A 21116-nucleotide genomic window follows, 5' to 3' on the forward strand; every position below is an offset into this window, starting at 1 on the left:
AATTAACATTAACGTATCTTTAAAATCACAACTCATGTAAAGTAGTTACATTTGTGTGAATCGTTACAGACTGTATGCCAACAAAAACTATCCCGTACCAAGAAACCAATTATTTTTCAAGTTTAATTTGTGATTATCTTGCTGAAAAAGATGCGTTAAACCCGTTCTTTGGAAATTTCCCAAAACTGGAAAATTTCAGCAAACAGATTGAAAAAAAACAAGGCTTTACACAGGAATCTAGGGAGATATTAGTTGAATCCTTAAAAAAACAATATATAAACGTTTCCATTTCAAAAGAAACACGCGATAACATTCAATCGCTTTCAAATGAGAAAACCTTTACTATTACTACTGGACATCAACTTAACTTATTTACTGGCCCGCTTTACTTTTTATACAAGATATTTTCAGTTATTAATCTTTCAGAAAAGCTAAACAAAAAACATCCTGAAAATCATTTTGTACCCGTCTATTGGATGGCAAGTGAAGACCATGATTTTGAAGAAATAAACTATTTTAATTTCGAAGGCAAAAAAGTACAATGGAACCGAGAAGCGTCTGGAGCGGTAGGAGAGTTGTCCACTAACGGATTAAATGAGGTGCTAGAAGTAGTACATGCTAAATTAGGGAATAGCGAACACGCACAATATTTAATTGAGCTTTTTAAGGAAGCTTATACTAAATACAAGACACTTTCCGACGCCACAAGATACTTAGCCAATGAATTGTTTAAGGACTACGGATTGGTAATTATAGACGGAAATGATGCTTCACTCAAAAAAGCGTTTATCCCGTATGTTAAAAAAGAACTAACCGAAAATTTATCCTATAAAAAGGTAACCGAGACCACAAAAAAATTGACCAATTTAGGTTATGCTGAACAAGTACACCCGCGAGAAATCAATTTATTTTACTTAACAGAAGGACTTCGCGAACGCATTATTGAACGAGGAGGAATATTTTACATCAACGAAACCGAACTATCTTTTTCAAAAGAAGAATTGTTAGAGCAATTAGAAAATCACCCAGAACGGTTTTCACCCAATGCTTTACTTAGACCACTATTTCAGGAGGTGGTATTGCCCAATTTATGTTATGTAGGCGGTGGCGGCGAGTTAGCGTATTGGTTTCAGTTGAAAGATTATTTTGAATCGGTTGAAGTGCCATTCCCTATATTATTACTTCGAAATTCAGTTTTGCTAATGCCTTCTAAGCTTTCAGAAAAGCTAGAAAAGTTGGAAGTTTCAGTAGAAGATTTATTTTTGAAACAACACGAACTGAAAACAAAGCATACGAAGCATCTTTCAGAAATTAATATTGATTTTTCAAAACAACGCAAATATCTTCAACAACAGTTTAAAGACTTATACACAATAGCTGAAAAAACTGATGCTTCCTTTTTAGGAGCTGTGGGCGCCCAAGAAAAAAAGCAATTAAATGGGTTAGATAATCTAGAAAAGCGTTTGCTAAAAGCACAGAAACGTAAACTTGCTGATGAATTAAAGCGGTTAACCGCCATTCAAGATACCTTATTCCCAAAACAAAGTTTGCAAGAACGTACTATGAATTTTTCAGAATTTCATCTAGAACATGGCAATGTATTACTTTCTGAAATTAAAGAAAACTTAGATCCGTTAGTCAATGAATTTACAGTATTAGAAGTGTAAAACTTCGATACAAGTTAGTTGAAACTGCTGTTTTAATAAAACAACTCAGCCATCATAAAATTAGATTACAGATATTGATTTTAAAACAACAAAGTTGGTCTTTAAAATCGTACAGATAACACCGAAATAAATAATTTTTAGGTAGCTGAGCGTAGTCGTGGTCTACATTGTCGCTAACCTGCTGTTAAACAGGTAATCTTCATAAGTATCGTTGTAATGAACTTTCTTCTCGATTGACTTGATTACTTCTACAGCAAAGTCGGTTTTGTACATTTCACCCATCACATTTAGGCCGCCGGGACTAAACACGTTTATTTCCATGAGTTTGTCACCGACAATATCAATACCTACTAAAAACATGCCGTCTTGCACTAATTTTGGACGAACAATTTCTGCCAGTTCAAGAATCTGATCGGTCATTTTAACTTTCTGCGGCTTTCCACCGGCGTGAATGTTACTACGAATATCTCCACTAGCATTTACGCGTTGCATAATGGCATATTTTCCATCTGCAGATTGTAAAGGCACGCCGTTCATTAAAAACAAACGGGTATCACCATTTTTAGCTTCTGGAAGATATTCTTGAGCAATTACGAAGCCATCACGACAAATAGCATCAATCGTTTGGGATAGATTCTTTTCACTTTTACTATCCATCATAAATACGTTTTTCCCTCCCGATCCTTGTAAAGGCTTTAAAATCATTTTCTGCTTTTGCTCTTTAAAAAAATCTTTTATTTCTTGTTGATCACGTGTAATAATGGTTTTCGGGCGTAATATTTCAGGAAAATGCTGAAAATACATTTTGTTTACAGCACTGGCTAATGTACTAGGATGATTTAATACCAAAACTTTATCTTGCATAGCTATTTCTCCAAAAATAAAGGCTGCATTCTGAGCCCATTCACGTTCATCAATTTCATCAGAAGGATCGTTTCGTAGAAAAAGAACATCTAATTCTGCAGAGGTAATTTTAGTAAACTCTTCTTTTTGAACAGCTTTAAAATATGTTTCTTGATTATTGAACTTTTTTCCAGTTATAGTTTTGCAACGAGCGGAAAGATGCCCATCACTGGCATATGCCAATTCGCCTACACCAATAAAAAATACATTGTGGTCTCTTTTATAAGCAGCATACCCTAGTGCCGGAGTTGTATAATTAGGCTTTTCGGTAACATGGTCGTTAATGATAAATGCAATTTTCATAGTTTTTTAGTTTAGCAATTCGGTTAAGTGTATTCCATCTTTCAATTTTTGAAGGCGTTTTTTTGCAATATTTCTTTCTAAAAAGCGAGGTAAAACAGGTTTTTGAATAATATTTCGGTGTAATAACTCTTCAATTAAGTTTACATGATTGGTATTGAACTTACCGGTGTATAGGGTTTCTATATTTCCGCCGTCTTTAATGTAATCCATAATATTTAATAATCCAGCAAGGTAAACGGCATCTTTAATAAGACCGCCGCCTCGGTAAATTCGCATAGTAATGTAATAGGATGTGTATTCGGTAAAATTATAAGTGTTGTGGAGCATATCAAACGTGTCGATAAAGGATGCTCCGTTAACTAATGAATTTGCGGCTTCTACACGACCGGCCAATAGCCGTAATCTGTTAATCGTGAGTCCATTTACTAAATATTCGGCTAATACGGCTAGCCCTTCTTGCAACTTATCATACCCAGAAAAACCTGCATACATTTGTTGTAAAGGTTGTCTTTTTCCGTTACAGTAGGTTAGAATATGTGTAGCTACCTCGTGTTGAACCAAAGCATCACAGCGACTAGCATCCATAGAGAGTTTATCACTAATTAATAATTTGGTTTTTGACACCATAATTCCTGCAACGTCTTTCCGTATTTCGAGACCTAATTCGAGTTTTGGGAACTTTTCTTGATAGTAATCAATTTCTTCTTGCGCATATTTAGCAAACTCATGGCAATCAAATCGATTCATATCACTGCGATCATCTGGATTTGGGAATTTTTTCAAAATAGCTGCGGCACCTTCTAAAACTTCGGGTTTAATAGTGCCATATAGGCTTTCTCCTATAAAACGAAAATTATCGGTACCCCGTTCTTCAAGCATGGTTAATTGCTTTTCAATCTCTAAACGCTTATCCCGTAAAATAAATGACAGCGTAGGATCGTCTACTTTATCGATTGGTAGCTGATATAGTTTTCGCTTTTCTTGTTCGGGGTCTAATGCAATAAGCCGGTAATTAAAAGCAGGTTTTTCTTTAAATTTATTCTCTTTAAATCGTTCCCATTCCTGCGTTGCATTTACCGGAGTGGTACGAAGTAAAAAAGACATGCGTTCGCTAATTTCAGCTAATTCTTGATCTGCTTGTAACGTAATTCTATCTAGATTGGTTTTACCTAGCATTAGGTAATGATTAAAAGGATTCGAGGTTTGTACCCGAATAAACTCATAGACTGCACGTTTTACTATTTCTGAAAAACGAGAACTGAATTTCCTATAAAAAATAGAAAATAGTTGGTTTTCTTCTGGGCGTTCATAAATAGTTGGAATACCTAAACCTATTATAAGCGCACCAGATTCTTTACTTTCATCAATTTCAATGAGTGGATCCAAATGTTCTGGATGCCGAGAATGCGTATCACTTACCGTAGCAGATATTTCTGGATAAATAACGCGGAGTTCATCAAACCCTTCTTTAAAAGCAGCTATTGTTGCTGGGGCTTTAGCTTCAGGACAAAAGATTTCAAACTCTGCATCGTGATCCTGTCGTAAGGGCCACATTTCAATAATTAAAAAAGCATTTAATTGTTTGGAGATAGTTTTTGATATACATTCTAACAAATTTGTAATATCAACAGTGTCTTTTACTACAAGATAAGAAGCTTGTGTTTTTAAAAGACCTGAAAAATTAATGTCTTTTTCTTTATACCTATATACGCATATATAGGGCAGGAGTTTATCAATATGTAATTCTCCTCCTTCAGTAATTTTTTCACTTACTGGAAGTTCTTCTTCAAGATTTTTGCAAATAGTATTGATTAGCTTTTCTGAAATCATAGTAATTAAATTTACTATAATTAAAATTCAACCACGATTTATGAAATTGTATTTAGTAAAAAATTAACTGCAAACGTTAGAAGAAATAAAAAGAAAAGGAGCTTTAGAGGTTTATTTCCTGTTGTTGTAAATAGTTGAGAGTATTAGGCCCTTCGTTAAAAAGCAAATCTAAAATGGATAAGTTGGGTAGAAACCCATGTTTGGTTTCAAAAACTTGATAGTATGGCGCTAATTGAAATGATTTTTCTTTTTTAGCTTTTGCCAAATACCGTAGGTTTTTAACGTTGTCTGGTTGTTTAATATATTCTTCTGTGTAAGAAATAGAAGGTTCTAACTCTATTAATTCACAAATAGTATCAAAAATTTGAAGGTTATGATCTAACAAACTTGAAACTTTTTTATTGAATAATGGATACAGTTCATCTTCATAAAACTCAAAGAAAGGCGAAGTGCGGTAGGCAGTTTCGAGAGATTTCCAATGTTGTGATTGCCAAGGGAATTCATTTTCAACGACTATATCTTTAGACTTTTGGCGTTCGCCGGTATGTTTTATAGGGACATTCAATAACAACTTTCCATTGCTATGTGCTATGTATGCCCGTGTTCGGTACGATTGTTTTTGGTAATTTCCCGATACTTCAAAATTTACTTTTTCAGCTTGACTTATCGCCACCATCTGTGCAATGGAAGGAAAGTAAGTTGGATGTACTAAAATGGATTCCATTTTAAAAAAATTAGCTGCTGTAAATACAGAAGAATTTTCTTTTTACTTATTTTTTAGCGCTCTTCTTTCTTCTTTTTCTGAAGAAATCAAAAGCAAACCAAATACCTAACAGAACTAAGAAATAAGAAAGGTAAGATACAGGTTTTCCGCTACCACCAACAGTTGTAAATAAACGTTCCCACCGAATTTTATTCATAATACCTTGCTTCGTTCCATCCCAGCTCATCCAAATAAATACAGGTTTACCAACTACGTGGTTAAAAGGTACGTAACCCCACATACGAGCATCTTGTGAGTTATTACGGTTGTCACCCATCATCCAATAGTAATCTTGTTGAAAGGTATAACTGCTAATAGGATTTCCATTAAGTAATACTTGGTTTCCGGAAGTGGTAATTTTATTGTCAACTCCTAATTCGCTTCCTTCATATACTTCGATAATACGACGGTAAAAAGGTATCGATTCAAGGTTTATGTCAACTGTCGTACCTTTCTTCGGAATATAAATGGGTCCAAAATTGTCTGCATTCCACTTGTAACGATCATCTTGTGGAAAAACTCCAGCATCAAACTCACCCTTTTCTTTTTTTAATCGGAAAACCTCGGCAATATTTGGATTTTTCTTGAGCTTGCTCAGCGCTTCTTCAGAAACGGCTGGTAAAAAATAGGCTTTAAGCTTTTCGTCATAACCAATACCATCAGTGATATCGTATTGATCCCTAAATATATTGGGGTTTATTTTACCTTTTGTTCTAAATGCATAAGAAAACTGAATTTTAGAACGATCGGGTAAATCGTTTAATTTTCCGTCAATATAAACGTAACCATCACGAATTTCTAAAGAATCACCAGGCAAACCAACAGAGCGTTTTACGTAATTGGATTTTTTGTCAATTGGTTTATATGCATGGCCTTTTGGTGGCGGGCCTATATCTTCAAACTCATCAATTGGCCAGTTAAATACAACAATGTCATTACGTTCAATATCTTGAAAACCTGGAAATCTAAAATACGGTACTTGAGGTTTTGGAATGTATGACTTTGTTTTTACTACCGGTATGGTGTCGTGAACCATTGGGAATGAAAGGGGTGTCATTGGTGCTCGAGCTCCATAATGGAACTTACTTACAAACAGAAAATCGCCAACTAACAACGTTTTCTCTAAAGATGCTGTTGGAATGGTAAACGGCTGCATAAAATAGGTATGTACAATCGTTGCAGCAACAACAGCAAACAAAATTGAACTAACCCATTCTCCAGCAGCAGTGCGTGGTTTTAAACTTCTTTCTTCAATATAAGTTACATCTTGGGTGTAGTTTATATAAAAGAGGTATAATCCTAATGTGATAATAGCTAAAAAAGTATCTGCATTACTGTTTCGTCCAAAACTACGTAAGGTTTCTACCCAAACTACAGGAAACATAATTAAGTTTACAATAGGGATGAAGAGTAGAATAGTCCACCACCAAGGGCGGTTAATAATTTTCATTAAAACTACTGCATTGTATACAGGAACAGCCGCTTCCCAAGCTTGTCTTCCAGCTTTAATGTATAACTTCCAAGTACCTAAAAAATGGATTACTTGTACTAATAGGAAAAATAATAACCAACCTGTCCAACTCATATTTTATATTTTTCTGAAGAAATGTATTCCTTCTTTTAGTCAATTTAATTTAAAACATCTTGCAATACTACGAAATTCCCAAGACATCTTTCATCGTGTAAACACCGCTTTCCTTTTTAGCCAGCCATTCGGCAGCAAGAATAGCGCCTTTAGCAAATCCATCGCGGGTATGCGCTTCATGTTTTATTGAAATAGTATCAATTTTTGAGCTATACTCCACACTATGTGTTCCTTTAACATCACCTTCTCGTTTTGCAGTGATAGGTATTGTTTTTTCTGAAGTTTCATCCAACTTCCAATTTTCTTTACCGGTATTCTTGATAATCCCTTCTGCAATAGTGATAGCTGTACCACTTGGTGCATCTTTTTTTTGTGTATGGTGAATCTCTTCTACTGAAACATCATATTCATCCCACGGAGCCATTAATTTAGCAACATAATCATTAATGCTGAAAAATAAATTAACTCCCACACTAAAGTTGGACGCATAAATGAAGCGTGCGTTACGGTCTTCACATTTTTTTAGCACTTTTTTATAATCATCTAACCAACCTGTGGTGCCACAAACTACTGGAATTCCTTCTTTAAAACATCGAGTTATATTTTCAACCGCAGCTTCAGGAACTGAAAACTCAATAGCGGCATCGGCATTTTCTAAAGTGCCTTCTTCAAAATCACTACTTAGTTTGTACACAATCTCGTGGCCTTTATCAATTGCTAGTTTTTCAATGGTTTTACCCATTTTTCCGTATCCTAAAAGTGCTAATTTCATTATAACTTAAATCGAAATGACAAACCATAATTGGCTTGTGTATTAATTGAGTTTACTTCAAAATTGGGGGAAATTGAAAGATCTTCGGTAACGTTATATTGCTGTAGGTGAGCGTCCACGTTGGCATCAATTATATTTAGCATATAAACTAAAACAACTGCAATAATACTGTAATCTTTGTTCGTTTTTGCATTACGTTGGGCATCAATTAGCCGTTCGGTAGAAATGCCTTGAAATTCATCGTCTTCAAAGCCAGCTAACCTTCTTTTATAGGCGTCTCTAAACTGATTATAGTCATCGTCATTTTTTAAATAAAAATATACGCCTGTGGCCATTCCAGCATATATTATCGGAATTTTCCAATATTTTTTATTGTAGGCTTGCCCTAATCCAGGGACTACTGCTGAGTAGAAAGCAGCTTTTGAAGGTGCTAATGGATTATAAGGTTCTTTATCTATAACAGTGTCTTTTATAACAATAGCTTCCTTTTTTTCAGAGACAATTACGCTATCTTTTTGCACAGCAGTAGAATCAACTTCTTGTGCAAAAGCTGCTGTGGCTATTATAAGAAATAGGATATTTAAAAGCTTACTGTTCACTTTTCAGTACCTTGAGAATACGTTGGAAATCTTCTTTGTTTTTAAAAGGAACTACTAATTGTCCTTTGCCTGACTTTGAAACTTTTACATTAACTTTAGTTTCTAAGAGATCTTCCAACTCCTTTCTGCCTTTATTGGCAAATTGAGGTGTAGCTTTTTTAACTGGCTTTGTTTGCTTCTCATCACCAGATTTATAGGATCGCACTAGAGCTTCGGTGTCTCGAACAGATAGTTTGTTACTGAGTATTTTTTCGTAAATATCTAATTGATGATCAGGATCATCAACATTAATTAAAGCTCGCCCATGTCCCATAGAAATAAAACCATCCCGCATTCCCGTTTGGATTATTGGGTCTAACTTAAGAAGACGAAGATAATTAGCTATAGTCGATCTGTTTTTTCCTATCCGATCACTTAACTCTTCTTGCGTAATTTCAATTTCTTCGATTAATCGTTGATACGAAAGTGCAATTTCAATAGGGTCTAAGTCTTGACGTTGAATGTTTTCAACTAAAGCCATTTCTAATGACTCTTGATCGTTTGCAATTCGAATATATGCAGGAATACGATCTAAGCCTATTAGTTTGGAAGCTCTATAACGACGCTCTCCACTAACTAATTGGTATTTATTGAATCCTAATTTTCGAACGGTTATAGGTTGAATAACACCTAATTCCTTAATAGAAGAAGCCAATTCACGAAGAGTTTCTTCGTTAAAGCTAGTTCGTGGTTGAAATGGATTTACTTCAATTGTTTCCAGTTCCAACTCAACAATGTTACCAACTACTTTATCTGCATTTTCATCTTCAGCAGATTTTATATCGTTTGAGGGGTCATTCAGCAAAGCTGAAAGTCCTCGCCCTAAGGCTTGTTTTTTAGTTGCTTTCGCCATCGATCATTTCTAATTTTTCTCAATTAACTCTTGTGCCAAACTTAAGTAATTATTGGCGCCTTTACTACTAGCATCATAGCTAATGATACTTTCGCCATAGCTTGGTGCTTCACTTAAACGCACATTTCGCATAATGATTGTCTTAAACACCATTTCGTCAAAATGCTTTTTAACTTCATCTACCACTTGGTTAGAAAGTCGTAAACGTGAATCGTACATGGTCAATAATAATCCTTCAATATCAAGATTGTTGTTGTGTATTTTTTGAACACTTTTAATAGTGTTTAAGAGCTTACCTAGCCCTTCCAAAGCAAAATATTCACATTGAATTGGAATAATAACTGAATCAGCTGCTGTTAAGGCATTTAGTGTGAGCAATCCAAGTGATGGCGCACAATCTATTAAAATATAATCGTATTGCTCCTTTAAGCTTGTAATTGCGTTTTTGAGCATCGATTCACGCTTGTCTTGATCTACCAATTCAATTTCTATGGCCACCAAGTCTATGTGTGCTGGAATTAAATGCAAATTTGGAGAGGACGTCTCCATAATGGCATCTGCAGCAGATATGGTGTGTTCCAGAATCTGGTACGTGCCTTTTTCAACTTCTTCTACATCAATACCTAATCCCGAAGTCGCATTGGCCTGGGGATCGGCATCAATAAGTAAAACTTTTTTCTCTAAAACGCCTAAAGAGGCAGCTAAATTTACCGAGGTAGTGGTTTTTCCCACGCCTCCTTTTTGATTGGCAATTGCTATTATTTTACCCATTAAGTCTTTTATGGTTTAAAGGCTAAAAATACGATTAATTATGCGGACATAAAATCATTTTTGTTAACAGGAAGTGAACATTCTATGTTTTTAAAATTAATGCTAGAATATAGGGTTAGAGTTTTTCGAGGTAACATGTTTTATTTTAAAATCTTACGACTTATTTTTTTTAGAACGAATCATCATCTCCAGCATATCCCACATTTCATCTGGTACATCTTCTAGCAAGTTCATCTGTCCGGCACCTTTTAGCCATTCGCCTCCATCTATAACAACTACTTCACCATTTAAATAAGCTGAAAAATCTGAAACCAAATAAGCGGCTAAGTTTGCCAATTCTTGGTGATCACCCACTCGTTTTAGAGGCACTTTTTTCGCTAAATCGAATTTCTCTTTTAAATCGCCTGGCAACAAACGGTCCCAAGCACCTTTTGTAGGGAACGGTCCTGGAGCAATAGCATTGAATCGGATGCCGTATTTGGCCCATTCAACTGCTAAAGATCGGGTTAAAGCCAAAACGCCGGCTTTTGCTGTGGCACTTGGCACTACGTAAGCTGAACCTGTAAAGGCATAGGTTGTTACAATATTTAAGACAGTTTTATTCTCTTCTTTTTTGTCTATCCAATGTTTTCCGAAGGCTAGTGTGCAGTTTTTTGTTCCTTTTAAAACAATGTCTATAATTGTATCGAAAGCATTTGCCGAAAGGCGTTCGGTAGGGGAAATGAAGTTTCCTGCAGCATTGTTTAATAACACGTCAACAGTTCCAAATTCTTTAACCGAAGCTTGTACCATGGCTTCAACTTCGTCATAATTACGAACATCACATTGTACAGGTAAAACAGTACCGCCCGTCTGTTCTTCTAGTTCTTTTTTAACGGTTTCTAGTTTCTTAATATTTCTAGAAGTGATTACCACATTGGCACCTAATTCTAGAAAGTAGGTAGTCATTGATTTTCCTAATCCGCTACCACCACCGGTAACGACTATTGTTTTTCCTTTAAGTGCATCGTCACGAAGCATTTTTGCTGAAGTATCCATAGCTTTTGTTTTTTTGTTATTGTAAAAATAGGGAATCGCTTTTAATTAGTATGCGTGCATAGTAAAATAATTATTAGCTATTTTTGTAAGCCACGCAATACTCAAACCGATCATCCCCAATTAATTTTGGATGCTGAAAATCACCTGCATAATTCATCCCAATTTTCTGCATTACTTTTTGTGATGGGATATTTTTATCTGGGGTAAAAGCATACACTTTTTTTAGGTTGAATTTTGGCAAAGCAGCTTCCAAACATGCTTTAGCAGCTTCGGTTGCGTAGCCTTTTCCCCAAGCGCTGCGTTTTAAGCGCCAACCCATATCTACACAAGGTGTAAATGTACTTTCCCAGATTTGATTCATAAACCCAGTAAAGCCGATAAATTCTGAAGTTTCTAATATATCAACAGCAAAATAGCAGTAGCCGTGTAGAATGAAATGCTCTTGTAATTTTTGAATAAATTCACGAGACTCTTCTTCTGAAAGTAAGCTAGGAAAATATTGCATCACTTCTGGATCTTTACCCATTTCTATAAATGGATCAATATCTGAAGCTTTCCAATTTCGTAAACCTAATCGCTCTGTTTTCAGGATATAGTCATTCATTCTTCTGAAAATGCATCAATTAAAATTTGAAGTATTTCAATAGCAGCATCGCTAATTTTAGTTCCTGGACCATACACAGCAGTAGCTCCAGCGTCAAACAAATATTGATAGTCTTGTGAAGGAATTACGCCTCCCACAATGACCATAATATCTTCGCGATCGTGTTTTTTTAACTCCTCAATAACTTGCGGAACCAAGGTTTTATGTCCTGCCGCCAGTGAGGAAACCCCTAAAATATGTACATCATTCTCAACCGCTTGCTTAGCAGCTTCGGCAGGAGTTTGAAATAAGGGGCCAATATCTACATCAAAGCCAACATCGGCATAACCAGTAGAAACTACTTTCGCACCGCGATCGTGACCGTCTTGTCCCATTTTTGCAATCATTATACGAGGACGACGACCTTCTATTTCGGCAAAATTATCTGCTAATTCCCTTGCTTTAGCGAATGATGGGTCTTTCTTCATTTCTTTACTATACACGCCGCTAAATGATTTTATTTGTGCTTTATACCTTCCAAATACTTCTTCTAATGCATCTGAAATTTCACCTAGTGTAGCACGTTCCCGAGCTGCATCTACGGCTAAAGCTAATAAATTTCCGTCACCTGTTTTAGCACATTTACTTAATTTTTGTAATGTTTCTTTTACTTTATTAGTGTCTCGTTCTTTTTTAATACGCTCTAAACGTTCTACTTGAGAGGTGCGGACCTTTTGGTTGTCCACATCTAAAATTTGAAGTGGATCTTCTTTTTCAAGTCGGTATTTATTAGTGCCAACGATAATATCTTGACCACTGTCAATTCGCGCTTGTTTTCTTGCAGAAGCTTCTTCAATACGAAGTTTCGGAATCCCTTTTTCAATCGCTTTTGTCATCCCGCCTAATTCTTCCACTTCCTCAATAAGAGCCCAAGCACTTTTTGCGATGTCGTCGGTCAATTTTTCAACGTAGTAACTGCCTGCCCAAGGATCGACAGTTTTAGTGATTTCAGTTTCTTCTTGAAGGTAAATTTGTGTGTTTCGTGCAATTCTTGCTGAAAAGTCGGTTGGTAATGCAATGGCTTCATCCAAAGCATTGGTGTGTAAGGATTGCGTTCCACCAAAAGCAGCAGCCGAAGCTTCAATACACGTTCTAGCAACATTGTTAAACGGATCTTGCTCAGTTAAACTCCAACCACTGGTTTGACAATGCGTACGAAGCGATAGTGATTTTGGATTTTTAGGATTGAATCGTTTTACCAGTTTTGCCCATAGCATTCGAGCAGCTCGCATTTTGGCAATTTCCATAAAATGGTTCATTCCGATTGCCCAGAAAAAAGATAGGCGAGGGGCAAATGTGTCAATGTCCATCCCGGCATCGATACCGGTGCGAATGTAATCTAATCCATCTGCTAGTGTATATGCTAGTTCAATATCGCAAGTGGCGCCTGCTTCTTGCATATGGTAGCCCGAAATGGAAATAGAGTTAAAACGCGGCATATTTTTGGACGTGAATTCAAAAATATCACTGATAATTTTCATAGAAGGCGTAGGCGGATAGATGTAGGTATTTCGCACCATAAATTCCTTTAAAATATCATTCTGAATGGTTCCAGCCAAAGCTTCGGGTGAAACGCCTTGTTCTTCGGCAGCGACAATGTAAAACGCCATAATGGGCAAAACGGCACCGTTCATGGTCATGGAAACACTCATCTTATCCAATGGAATTTGGTCGAAAAGAATTTTCATATCTTCAACCGAATCAATCGCAACTCCTGCTTTTCCTACGTCACCAAAAACACGTTCATGGTCACTATCATAGCCACGGTGCGTTGCTAAATCAAATGCTACCGAAAGCCCTTTTTGTCCAGCAGCTAAATTTCTACGGTAAAAAGCATTGCTTTCTTCCGCAGTGGAAAAACCAGCATATTGGCGGATAGTCCAAGGTCTGCGAACGTACATAGTAGAGTAGGGACCTCGCAGATATGGTGAAATACCAGCTGCAAACTCTAAATGATTTAAATTCTTTAAATCTTCAGCCGAATACCGATTTTTCACGTCAATCTTTTCAGCAGTGGTATACGTTTTATTCGCTACGCTTGGTTTCGGAGTTTTACCTTCCGTTTTGTTTAAGCTAATATGTTGAATATCTTTTCTACTCATAACTATTAAAACTTCTAAATCCTAAATACACCGCAAATGCTACAAACATTATGGCGGCAACAATCATTATAACTCTATAATATTTCGACTTGCTTAACGTCTCCCTTTTTAAAAATAAAGCAAGACCTAAAATGGCAAATCCGATTCCTAAAATCATTTCTAAAGCCTCTCTACTCATTACTCTTTTTTTAAGCGTTCCTGTTCCGTTTGCTCTGACAATCTTCTTTCTATGATTGGTTCAATTATTGTTTTTCTTGGCTTTGTTTTTACAAAAGGATATAAATCTAAATCATCTTTCATACGGTCTTCAGGATTGGTATGATAATTTGTACCTAATAATTTTACGTTTCCATCGTTGTAAAGCTGTTGTTCTTTTTCGGCACTTTCTTTAATTTTTTGCTGAACTTTCCCTTCTTTCAACTGTTGGAGAAATCCGCCGCCTTTTTCAATGGTTTTAAATAACTCTAACGCTTTTTCGGCTAATTCATCGGTTAAACTTTCTATATAGTAAGTTCCATCGGCTGCGTTACTAACTGTATCGAAATAGCTTTCTTCTTTTAACACCAATAATTGATTACGACTTATGCGTTCACCAAATTCATTGCTTTTATGGAATAATGCATCGTACGGTAAATTACAAATAGTATTTGCCCCACCCAATACAGCACTCATGCACTCGGTAGTGGTTCGTAACATATTTACGTTATAATCATACAACGTTTTATTTCGTTTTGAAGGTGTAGCTATAATATGGCAGGTTTCAGAAATGTTATATTCTGAAGCTAATGCAGCGTATAATTTACGAAGCGCCCTGATCTTTGCGATTTCAAAAAAGTAGTTGGAACCCACGCCAACTTTAAAAGTAATTGGTGTTTTTAATTTTTCTGAAGAAAAATGATTCAAGTATTCATTAACGTGTGCAAGAGCATACGCTAATTGCTGTACGATGGTCGCTCCCGAATTTTGATAGCCAGTTGTATCAATACTTATAATTGCTTCGGAAGGGTTTTTATAAACAATTTTGTCTATAATTTTATGGTCCTCTTTTAAATTATGAAACCAATTTCCGGAGTGAGTAAGGTTCCCAATTAAATCAATATTATAGTAAACTGTGGCATTTTTTTCAGAAAAGAGCTGTTTCAATTTACCTAAAAATTCTTCTGAAAGAAATGTTAGGTAGAAATAGATAGGAGTTTCTTCAAAAGGAAAGTTATTGAATACTTTATAAATATCAAATTCACTTTCTGCTGAAAAAATAATCGCTTCCGCACCTCTTTTAATGGCATCGATTGCTAAATTATTGGCAATAGCTTCGTCATCGATAAAAATGTGCTGTGCAATATTCCAGGTAGTAGGTTGCCCAGGAATAGGAGTAAAGGCTTCTTCAAAATCATCAGGATGGTAAAAAGGTTTTACATGAATACCTTCACGACTTTGCCAAATGAGCGTTTCATTGTAATCGGCTCCTTTTAAATCGGCGTGTATTTTTTGTTTCCACTCTTTGGCGGAAACAGAATCAAAATCTTTAAATAAATCACTCATCGTCTTCCTTGTTTTTAAGGCTGTCTTCGTGTTCTATAATATAAATATCTTCGTTTTCTCTTTTAAGATAGTATTTTTCGCGCGCAAACTTCTCTACTTCGTCACTATCTTTCATTTTTTCGATAAAGGCTTTGTCATGTTCTATTTCAGATTGATAAAACTCGGCGTTTTCTTGTAAACCTTCTATATCTTCATCTAGTTCTTGATGAATAAACCATGAATTGGTATCAAAAAAAACCATCCATGCCAGAAATACCAACACAATGAGCATGTATTTGTTGCTCAATATTTTGAACCATTTTTTCTGTTTTATTTTTGAAAATTTCACGATTCGGTTTTTGCTAATTTTTGATTGATAATGTTGCGTATTAAATTAACAGCCACTGTGTTGTATCGATTAGTCGGTATAATAATATCAGCAAATTCTTTTGTTGGTTCAATAAACTGCTGATGCATGGGTTTCAAGGTGGTTTGATAGCGGTTTAATACTTCGTCCAAGTCTCTTCCACGTTCTGCAATATCTCGTTTTAATCTCCGTATCAAGCGTTCGTCACTATCAGCGTGAACAAATATTTTTATGTCGAACAATTCCCGAATATCGGGATGCGTCAAGATTAGAATCCCTTCAACAATAACTACTTTTCGAGGATGTGTAGTAAGCGTTTCACCAGTTCGGTTATGATCTACAAAACTATAGACTGGTTGTTCAAAACTCTTTCCTTTTTTCAGTTCTTTTAAGTGATTCACTAACAAGTCGAAATCGATGGCTTGTGGATGGTCAAAATTAATTTTCACCCGTTCATCTAACGATAAATGAGATGTATCTTTGTAATACGAATCTTGTGAGATGATGCAAACTTCATCTGCTGGTAATTCTTCAACAATTTGTTGCACAACAGTTGTTTTACCGCTTCCGGTACCGCCGGCAATGCCAATTATAAGCATGTTTTTTTAGTTTTTACAAAAGTAGGGATTAAAAAAGAATATAGGATATAGCAGATAGAATAAAGAAATGTCTTAATCTACTTTTCAATATTTGCCACTTCTTCTTCAGTTACGGGTTCTTCTTGTGTATTCCCCCAAGAGGTCATTACGTAGTTTAAAACATCGGCAACTTCTTTGTCGCTTAATCCCATAGGTACCATTACACCATCGTATTTTTTACCGTTAACTTCAATTTCTCCACGTTGTCCGAATTTTACGGCATGAATGCTTTCATCTCTTTTATCGCTTAACCAATTAGAGCCTGCCAACGGGGGGAATGTATTAGGAACACCTTTGCCATTTGCTAAATGACATTGCATACAGAAATCTGTGTAAATTAACGCTCCTCGTTCTTTGCTGGATTGCTGAGGGTTTTGTTTTTGCTGGGATGATTCGGCTGTGTAATCTCCAATTTTAATAGAATCTTTTTCTTTCTTTTTTGAATCGCTACAAGCTGTTAGTAATACAAGAGTGAATAAAATTACAGCAATTTTTTGCATAGTTTAAATTATAAAATATTGATTAATACTTGTTTTAATTGAAAAGAATTATTGCGGAACAACTTTGAATATTCCTTGACCTTCTACTGCGATGTAAATATAACCATCTGGACCCATTTTTACATTACGAACCCTGCCAATATCTTGGGCAATTTTTTCGCGACCTGTTACTTTATCACCATCTAATTTTACTAATTCAACATAATTAAATTTTAAGGAACCTACTAACAAATGTCCTTTCCAGGCGGGATATTTATCTCCGGTAACAAAGTCCATCCCGCAAGGTGCTATGGAAGGTACCCAATAATATTCGGGTTGTTTCATCCCGGGTTTTGAAGTACTATCGGTAAATTTTGTGCCGCTGTAATTTATACCATATGAAACTACTGGCCAGCCGTAATTAGCTCCTTTTTCTACAATATTAATTTCGTCTCCACCTTTAGGACCGTGTTCGTGAATCCAAATTTTTCCAGTTGTAGGGTTTTTTGCCATTCCTTGCGGATTTCTATTTCCGTAGGTGAAAATTGCTTTTTTTGCACCGGTTTCATATACAAAAGGGTTGTCGTCAGGAATACTACCATCGTCATTGAGGCGGTAAATTTTACCCCCATCTCGAGTAATGTCTTGCGGATTTATATCGCGATTTCCCCGTTCGCCAATTGAAAAATATAGATAACCGTCGTTATCAAACTCAATGCGCGAACCAAAGTGTTGCCCTCTTGTAGAATTAGGACCTGCTTTATACAGTTCTTCAATATTAATTAATGCACCATTTTCAAGTTTACATCGAATAAGCTTCGTGTTTCCACCATCACCTTCACCTTCGGTAGAAGCGTAGGTAATATAAATCCAGCCATTTTCAGCATACTTTGGGTGTAGTTCTATATCTAACAAACCGCCTTGTCCGCGATTATAAACTTCAGGAACATTCTTTATTTCTGTTTTGTTTCCATCTTTAAAGTGAATGAGCTGTCCAGCTTTTTCGGTAATTAGCATGCTACCATCGGGTAGCCACGTCATTCCCCAAGGGTTATCAAGGTTGTTTACTACTTTTTCTGTAGAATAATTTCGGGTGTTTTGTGTTTTTAAAGCGACATCATTTTCTTTTTTACGCTGTGCACAAGAAGTAATTACAGTAAATGAAAGCAGTAGGACTAGGAGTTTTTTCATAGTAGATTTCTTTCTGAAAAGATACTAAAATAGCGTGGAATGTAAAAGTCCCTCTAGTTAATTAACCAAAGGGACTCTGCGGGGGGCATTATTTTAAAAGTCTAACCATGCTAAATTGAAGGATCTCTGACTTCAATATATTTACGGAAAAAAAATAAAGTCGGTTTTATCTTACAGAATGTTTTTTAATCCTCCTCTAAGCTGGCTTCTAACTCATCGGTCATCTCCAAGTTATGAAACACATCTTGTACATCATCATCGTCTTCAAAAGCATCGATTAAATTAATAATCTGTTTGGCATCTTCTAACGGAAGTGTTTCTGTATTTAAGGGAATGCGCTGCAACTCGGCATTGTGGGTTTCTATTTTTAACGACTCTAACTTTTCTGACATCCTCCCGAAGTCTGTAAAATTGGTATAGATCACAAAGAAGTCTTCCTCATTTTCAAATTTAGTCGCACCAGCTTCAATGAGTTCTAATTGTAATTCTTCTAAATCCCAGTCTAGTCCTTCTTTTTTCAACGTAAAAACACCTTTTCGATCGAATAAAAATTCCAACGAACCATTGGTGCCTAAACTTCCATCGTGTTTAGTGAAAATAGAACGAACCGATGCTACGGTACGGTTGGTATTATCGGTGGTGCATTCTACATAAAAAGCAATTCCGTGAGGGCCGTAGCCTTCAAAAGTCATTTTTTCATAACTGTCGGCATCGGCACCCGAAGCTTTTTTAATGGCACGTTCAATGGTGTCTTTGGGCATATTCACACCTTTTGCATTTTGTATCGCGTTACGCAAAGCGGGATTGGTTTCCGGATCACCATTTTGATTGTTTTCCTTTATTGCGACGGTAATCTCTTTAATTACGCGTGTAAATTGCTTGGCGCGCTTTTTATCTTGTGCTCCTTTTCGATGCTTAATATTTGCCCATTTACTGTGTCCTGCCATATTATTTTGAAATTTTAACGCTAAAATCTACTATTTTTTATCAAAATAGTGAAAATATAGTTTCTTAAAGTTTTCTGAAAAGATGAATTTTTCAACATGCGTTTTTTACATTTTGTGGTAACCTTTTTTCAAAACCGTATCTTTGCGGAAAATTCTTTTCTATGAGTGCAACTTATAAAGCCGTGGTTAACGACTCGTTTGAGTTTTCGATGCCTAGCGATGCTATAAAAACGTTAGATAGCGTTTCTAAAACTACAAACAAAATACATTTACTTCAAAAAAATAAATCGGTCACTGCAGAAGTGATTTCCAAAGATCTTCTCAATAGAACGTATACGATTAAAGTAAACGGAAATCGATATACTGTAAAAATTGAAAACGAGCTCGATGCCCTTATTGCTGAAATGGGGCTTTCGCTGGGGAATGATTCCGTAGAAAATGAAATTCACGCTCCGATGCCGGGATTAATTTTAGAAGTAAACGTAAAAGAAGGCGATACGGTGATTGAAGGCGATTCCCTTTGTGTGCTGGAAGCGATGAAGATGGAAAACGCGCTAGGCGCACCTAGAGATGGTGTGGTAAAAGCCGTACACATTGCCACCGGAGAAACGGTAGATAAAAATGCATTGTTAATTGAATTAGAAGACTAAATGGATATTAAAAAAATATTGGTTGCCAACCGAGGGGAAATTGCCCTTCGTGTGATGAAAACCGCTCGAAATATGGGATTGAAAACGGTTGCTGTTTTTTCGGAAGCAGACCGAAATGCCCCACACGTTAAATTTGCAGATGAAGCCGTATGTATTGGTCCGCCACCTTCCTCAGAATCGTATTTAAAAGGTGATTTGATCATTAAAACAGCAAAAGAACTAAATGTTGACGCAATTCATCCTGGTTATGGATTTTTAAGTGAAAATGCAGGTTTTGCCGAAGCAGTAGAAAAAGCAGGTTTAATTTTCGTGGGTCCAAAATCGCATGCTATTAAAGTAATGGGGGACAAGTTGGCCGCTAAAGATGCTGTGAAGGATTACGATATCCCAATGGTTCCTGGAATCGATGAAGCGATTACCGATGTGAACAAAGCGACAAAAATTGCTAAGGATATTGGCTTTCCTATTTTAATTAAAGCAGCTGCAGGTGGTGGCGGAAAAGGGATGCGTGTAGTAGAAAAAGAAGAAGAGTTAGCCGAACAAATGAAACGAGCCATTAGTGAAGCTGAAAATGCCTTTGGTAATGGTGCGGTTTTTATAGAAAAGTACGTAGCCTCCCCAAGACACATAGAGATACAAATATTAGCCGACACACACGGCAATGTATTGCATTTGTTTGAACGCGAGTGCAGCGTACAACGAAGACACCAAAAAGTAGTGGAGGAAGCACCTTCAGCGGTTTTAACGCCTCAATTACGTGAAAAAATGGGCGAAGCAGCTATAAAAGTCGCTAAAGCGTGTGATTATGTGGGTGCCGGAACGGTTGAGTTTTTGCTCGATGAAAACCACAACTTCTATTTCTTGGAAATGAATACGCGTTTACAAGTTGAGCATCCGGTAACGGAGTTTATCACCGGAATTGATTTGGTTGAAGAACAGATTAAAATAGCCGACGGACAGGAATTGTCATTTGCACAAGATGATTTAAAAATTAAGGGTCATGCGCTTGAATTACGAGTGTATGCAGAAGATTCCCTCGATAATTTTATGCCGAGTGTGGGTAGGTTAGATGTGTATCAACCACCAAAAGGAGAACACATTAGAATGGATGATGGTTTTGAAGAAGGAATGGAAGTTCCTATTCAATATGACCCGATGTTGGCTAAGCTTATTACCTATGGAAAAACCCGTAACGAAGCTATTCAGCATATGATTGAGGCCATTGCAGCATACGAAGTAGAAGGTGTGAGTACTACACTTCCTTTCGGAAAATTTGTATGTGAGCATGAAGCCTTCAGAAGTGGAAATTTTGACACGCATTTTGTAAAGAAATTTTATTCTGAAGATTTACTGAAAGAAGAAATAAAGGAAGAAGCCGAAATAGCCGCTAAAATTGCTTTGAAAACCTACTTGAAAGAAGTGGAGCAATTACGAGTACCAAAACATTAATATCGA

21 protein-coding genes are annotated in these 21116 nt (G+C 36.3%); 3 read left to right on the forward strand and 18 right to left on the reverse strand.

Annotated features, from left to right (window positions below; all coding sequences use genetic code 11):
* Positions 1–74: 74 nt before the first annotated feature.
* Complete coding sequence (gene bshC / locus DZ858_RS11005) at positions 75–1667, forward strand: bacillithiol biosynthesis cysteine-adding enzyme BshC (RefSeq protein ID WP_117159718.1); 1593 nt, start codon at positions 75–77, stop codon at positions 1665–1667.
* Positions 1668–1829: 162 nt separating this feature from the next.
* On the opposite strand, the gene DZ858_RS11010 is transcribed toward bshC, so the two are convergent.
* The 18 genes from DZ858_RS11010 to DZ858_RS11095 form a co-directional block, all read right to left on the reverse strand.
* Positions 1830–2873: a glutathione synthetase gene (locus DZ858_RS11010; protein WP_117159719.1), complete on the reverse strand. Its 1044-nt coding sequence runs from the start codon at positions 2871–2873 to the stop codon at positions 1830–1832.
* Positions 2874–2879: 6 nt separating this feature from the next.
* Positions 2880–4703: a flavohemoglobin expression-modulating QEGLA motif protein gene (locus DZ858_RS11015; RefSeq protein WP_117159720.1), complete on the reverse strand. Its 1824-nt coding sequence runs from the start codon at positions 4701–4703 to the stop codon at positions 2880–2882.
* Between the two features lie 103 nt (positions 4704–4806).
* Positions 4807–5427 (reverse strand): WbqC family protein, encoded by a 621-nt coding sequence (locus tag DZ858_RS11020; RefSeq protein ID WP_117159721.1) that lies wholly within the window; start codon positions 5425–5427, stop codon positions 4807–4809.
* Between the two features lie 46 nt (positions 5428–5473).
* Positions 5474–7051 (reverse strand): signal peptidase I, encoded by a 1578-nt coding sequence (gene lepB, locus DZ858_RS11025; protein WP_117159722.1) that lies wholly within the window; start codon positions 7049–7051, stop codon positions 5474–5476.
* Between the two features lie 67 nt (positions 7052–7118).
* Positions 7119–7823 carry a 4-hydroxy-tetrahydrodipicolinate reductase gene (gene dapB, locus DZ858_RS11030; RefSeq protein WP_117159723.1) on the reverse strand — a complete coding sequence of 235 codons (705 nt, stop codon included), beginning with the start codon at positions 7821–7823 and terminating at the stop codon, positions 7119–7121.
* Positions 7823–8422, reverse strand: a complete 600-nt coding sequence (locus DZ858_RS11035; protein WP_117159724.1) for a DUF5683 domain-containing protein — start codon at positions 8420–8422, stop codon at positions 7823–7825. The genes dapB and DZ858_RS11035 overlap by 1 nt, the downstream gene beginning before the upstream one ends.
* Positions 8412–9314: a ParB/RepB/Spo0J family partition protein gene (locus DZ858_RS11040; RefSeq protein ID WP_117159725.1), complete on the reverse strand. Its 903-nt coding sequence runs from the start codon at positions 9312–9314 to the stop codon at positions 8412–8414. The genes DZ858_RS11035 and DZ858_RS11040 overlap by 11 nt, the downstream gene beginning before the upstream one ends.
* 9 nt (positions 9315–9323) lie before the next feature.
* On the reverse strand, positions 9324–10085 hold the full coding sequence (locus DZ858_RS11045; RefSeq protein WP_117159726.1) for a ParA family protein: 762 nt from the start codon (positions 10083–10085) through the stop codon (positions 9324–9326).
* Positions 10086–10238: 153 nt separating this feature from the next.
* Positions 10239–11123: an SDR family oxidoreductase gene (locus tag DZ858_RS11050; protein WP_117159727.1), complete on the reverse strand. Its 885-nt coding sequence runs from the start codon at positions 11121–11123 to the stop codon at positions 10239–10241.
* Positions 11124–11196: 73 nt separating this feature from the next.
* Positions 11197–11727, reverse strand: coding sequence for a GNAT family N-acetyltransferase (locus tag DZ858_RS11055; protein ID WP_117159728.1), 531 nt, complete (start codon positions 11725–11727; stop codon positions 11197–11199).
* Positions 11724–13868, reverse strand: a complete 2145-nt coding sequence (gene scpA / locus DZ858_RS11060) for a methylmalonyl-CoA mutase (protein WP_117159729.1) — start codon at positions 13866–13868, stop codon at positions 11724–11726. The genes DZ858_RS11055 and scpA overlap by 4 nt, the downstream gene beginning before the upstream one ends.
* Positions 13861–14046: a hypothetical protein gene (locus tag DZ858_RS11065; protein ID WP_117159730.1), complete on the reverse strand. Its 186-nt coding sequence runs from the start codon at positions 14044–14046 to the stop codon at positions 13861–13863. Before DZ858_RS11065 ends, scpA begins: the two co-directional genes overlap by 8 nt.
* A complete protein-coding gene (locus DZ858_RS11070; RefSeq protein WP_117159731.1) occupies positions 14046–15410 on the reverse strand; it encodes a methylmalonyl-CoA mutase subunit beta in 1365 nt (454 codons plus the stop codon). The genes DZ858_RS11065 and DZ858_RS11070 overlap by 1 nt, the downstream gene beginning before the upstream one ends.
* Positions 15403–15738, reverse strand: coding sequence for an FtsB family cell division protein (locus tag DZ858_RS11075; protein WP_117159732.1), 336 nt, complete (start codon positions 15736–15738; stop codon positions 15403–15405). Before DZ858_RS11075 ends, DZ858_RS11070 begins: the two co-directional genes overlap by 8 nt.
* Entirely contained in the window at positions 15735–16355 is a 621-nt protein-coding gene (gene udk / locus DZ858_RS11080) for a uridine kinase (RefSeq protein WP_117159733.1), read from the reverse strand. Before udk ends, DZ858_RS11075 begins: the two co-directional genes overlap by 4 nt.
* 77 nt (positions 16356–16432) lie before the next feature.
* A complete protein-coding gene (locus DZ858_RS11085) occupies positions 16433–16894 on the reverse strand; it encodes a c-type cytochrome (RefSeq protein WP_117159734.1) in 462 nt (153 codons plus the stop codon).
* A 48-nt stretch (positions 16895–16942) separates the two neighbouring features.
* Positions 16943–18064: a PQQ-dependent sugar dehydrogenase gene (locus DZ858_RS11090; RefSeq protein ID WP_117159735.1), complete on the reverse strand. Its 1122-nt coding sequence runs from the start codon at positions 18062–18064 to the stop codon at positions 16943–16945.
* A gap of 185 nt (positions 18065–18249) precedes the next feature.
* Positions 18250–19011: a YebC/PmpR family DNA-binding transcriptional regulator gene (locus tag DZ858_RS11095; RefSeq protein ID WP_117159736.1), complete on the reverse strand. Its 762-nt coding sequence runs from the start codon at positions 19009–19011 to the stop codon at positions 18250–18252.
* Between the two features lie 161 nt (positions 19012–19172).
* Between DZ858_RS11095 and DZ858_RS11100 the strand changes: the two genes are divergently transcribed.
* Entirely contained in the window at positions 19173–19661 is a 489-nt protein-coding gene (locus tag DZ858_RS11100) for a biotin/lipoyl-containing protein (protein ID WP_117159737.1), read from the forward strand.
* A 6-nt stretch (positions 19662–19667) separates the two neighbouring features.
* Positions 19668–21110 (forward strand): acetyl-CoA carboxylase biotin carboxylase subunit, encoded by a 1443-nt coding sequence (gene accC, locus DZ858_RS11105; RefSeq protein ID WP_117160423.1) that lies wholly within the window; start codon positions 19668–19670, stop codon positions 21108–21110.
* The last annotated feature ends 6 nt before the right edge of the window (positions 21111–21116 follow it).

It is taken from the genome of Marixanthomonas ophiurae, from assembly GCF_003413745.1.
GTDB classification, from domain to species: Bacteria; Bacteroidota; Bacteroidia; order Flavobacteriales; family Flavobacteriaceae; genus Marixanthomonas; species Marixanthomonas ophiurae.

Coding starts and splice junctions, on each gene's coding strand:
- bshC (WP_117159718.1), top strand. CDS start 75: ATGCCAACAAAAACTATCCCGTACCAAGAAACCAATTATTTTTCAAGT.
- DZ858_RS11010 (WP_117159719.1), bottom strand. CDS start 2,873: ATGAAAATTGCATTTATCATTAACGACCATGTTACCGAAAAGCCTAAT.
- DZ858_RS11015 (WP_117159720.1), bottom strand. CDS start 4,703: ATGATTTCAGAAAAGCTAATCAATACTATTTGCAAAAATCTTGAAGAA.
- DZ858_RS11020 (WP_117159721.1), bottom strand. CDS start 5,427: ATGGAATCCATTTTAGTACATCCAACTTACTTTCCTTCCATTGCACAG.
- lepB (WP_117159722.1), bottom strand. CDS start 7,051: ATGAGTTGGACAGGTTGGTTATTATTTTTCCTATTAGTACAAGTAATC.
- dapB (WP_117159723.1), bottom strand. CDS start 7,823: ATGAAATTAGCACTTTTAGGATACGGAAAAATGGGTAAAACCATTGAA.
- DZ858_RS11040 (WP_117159725.1), bottom strand. CDS start 9,314: ATGGCGAAAGCAACTAAAAAACAAGCCTTAGGGCGAGGACTTTCAGCT.
- DZ858_RS11045 (WP_117159726.1), bottom strand. CDS start 10,085: ATGGGTAAAATAATAGCAATTGCCAATCAAAAAGGAGGCGTGGGAAAA.
- DZ858_RS11050 (WP_117159727.1), bottom strand. CDS start 11,123: ATGGATACTTCAGCAAAAATGCTTCGTGACGATGCACTTAAAGGAAAA.
- DZ858_RS11055 (WP_117159728.1), bottom strand. CDS start 11,727: ATGAATGACTATATCCTGAAAACAGAGCGATTAGGTTTACGAAATTGG.
- scpA (WP_117159729.1), bottom strand. CDS start 13,868: ATGAGTAGAAAAGATATTCAACATATTAGCTTAAACAAAACGGAAGGT.
- DZ858_RS11065 (WP_117159730.1), bottom strand. CDS start 14,046: ATGAGTAGAGAGGCTTTAGAAATGATTTTAGGAATCGGATTTGCCATT.
- DZ858_RS11070 (WP_117159731.1), bottom strand. CDS start 15,410: ATGAGTGATTTATTTAAAGATTTTGATTCTGTTTCCGCCAAAGAGTGG.
- udk (WP_117159733.1), bottom strand. CDS start 16,355: ATGCTTATAATTGGCATTGCCGGCGGTACCGGAAGCGGTAAAACAACT.
- DZ858_RS11085 (WP_117159734.1), bottom strand. CDS start 16,894: ATGCAAAAAATTGCTGTAATTTTATTCACTCTTGTATTACTAACAGCT.
- DZ858_RS11090 (WP_117159735.1), bottom strand. CDS start 18,064: ATGAAAAAACTCCTAGTCCTACTGCTTTCATTTACTGTAATTACTTCT.
- DZ858_RS11095 (WP_117159736.1), bottom strand. CDS start 19,011: ATGGCAGGACACAGTAAATGGGCAAATATTAAGCATCGAAAAGGAGCA.
- DZ858_RS11100 (WP_117159737.1), top strand. CDS start 19,173: ATGAGTGCAACTTATAAAGCCGTGGTTAACGACTCGTTTGAGTTTTCG.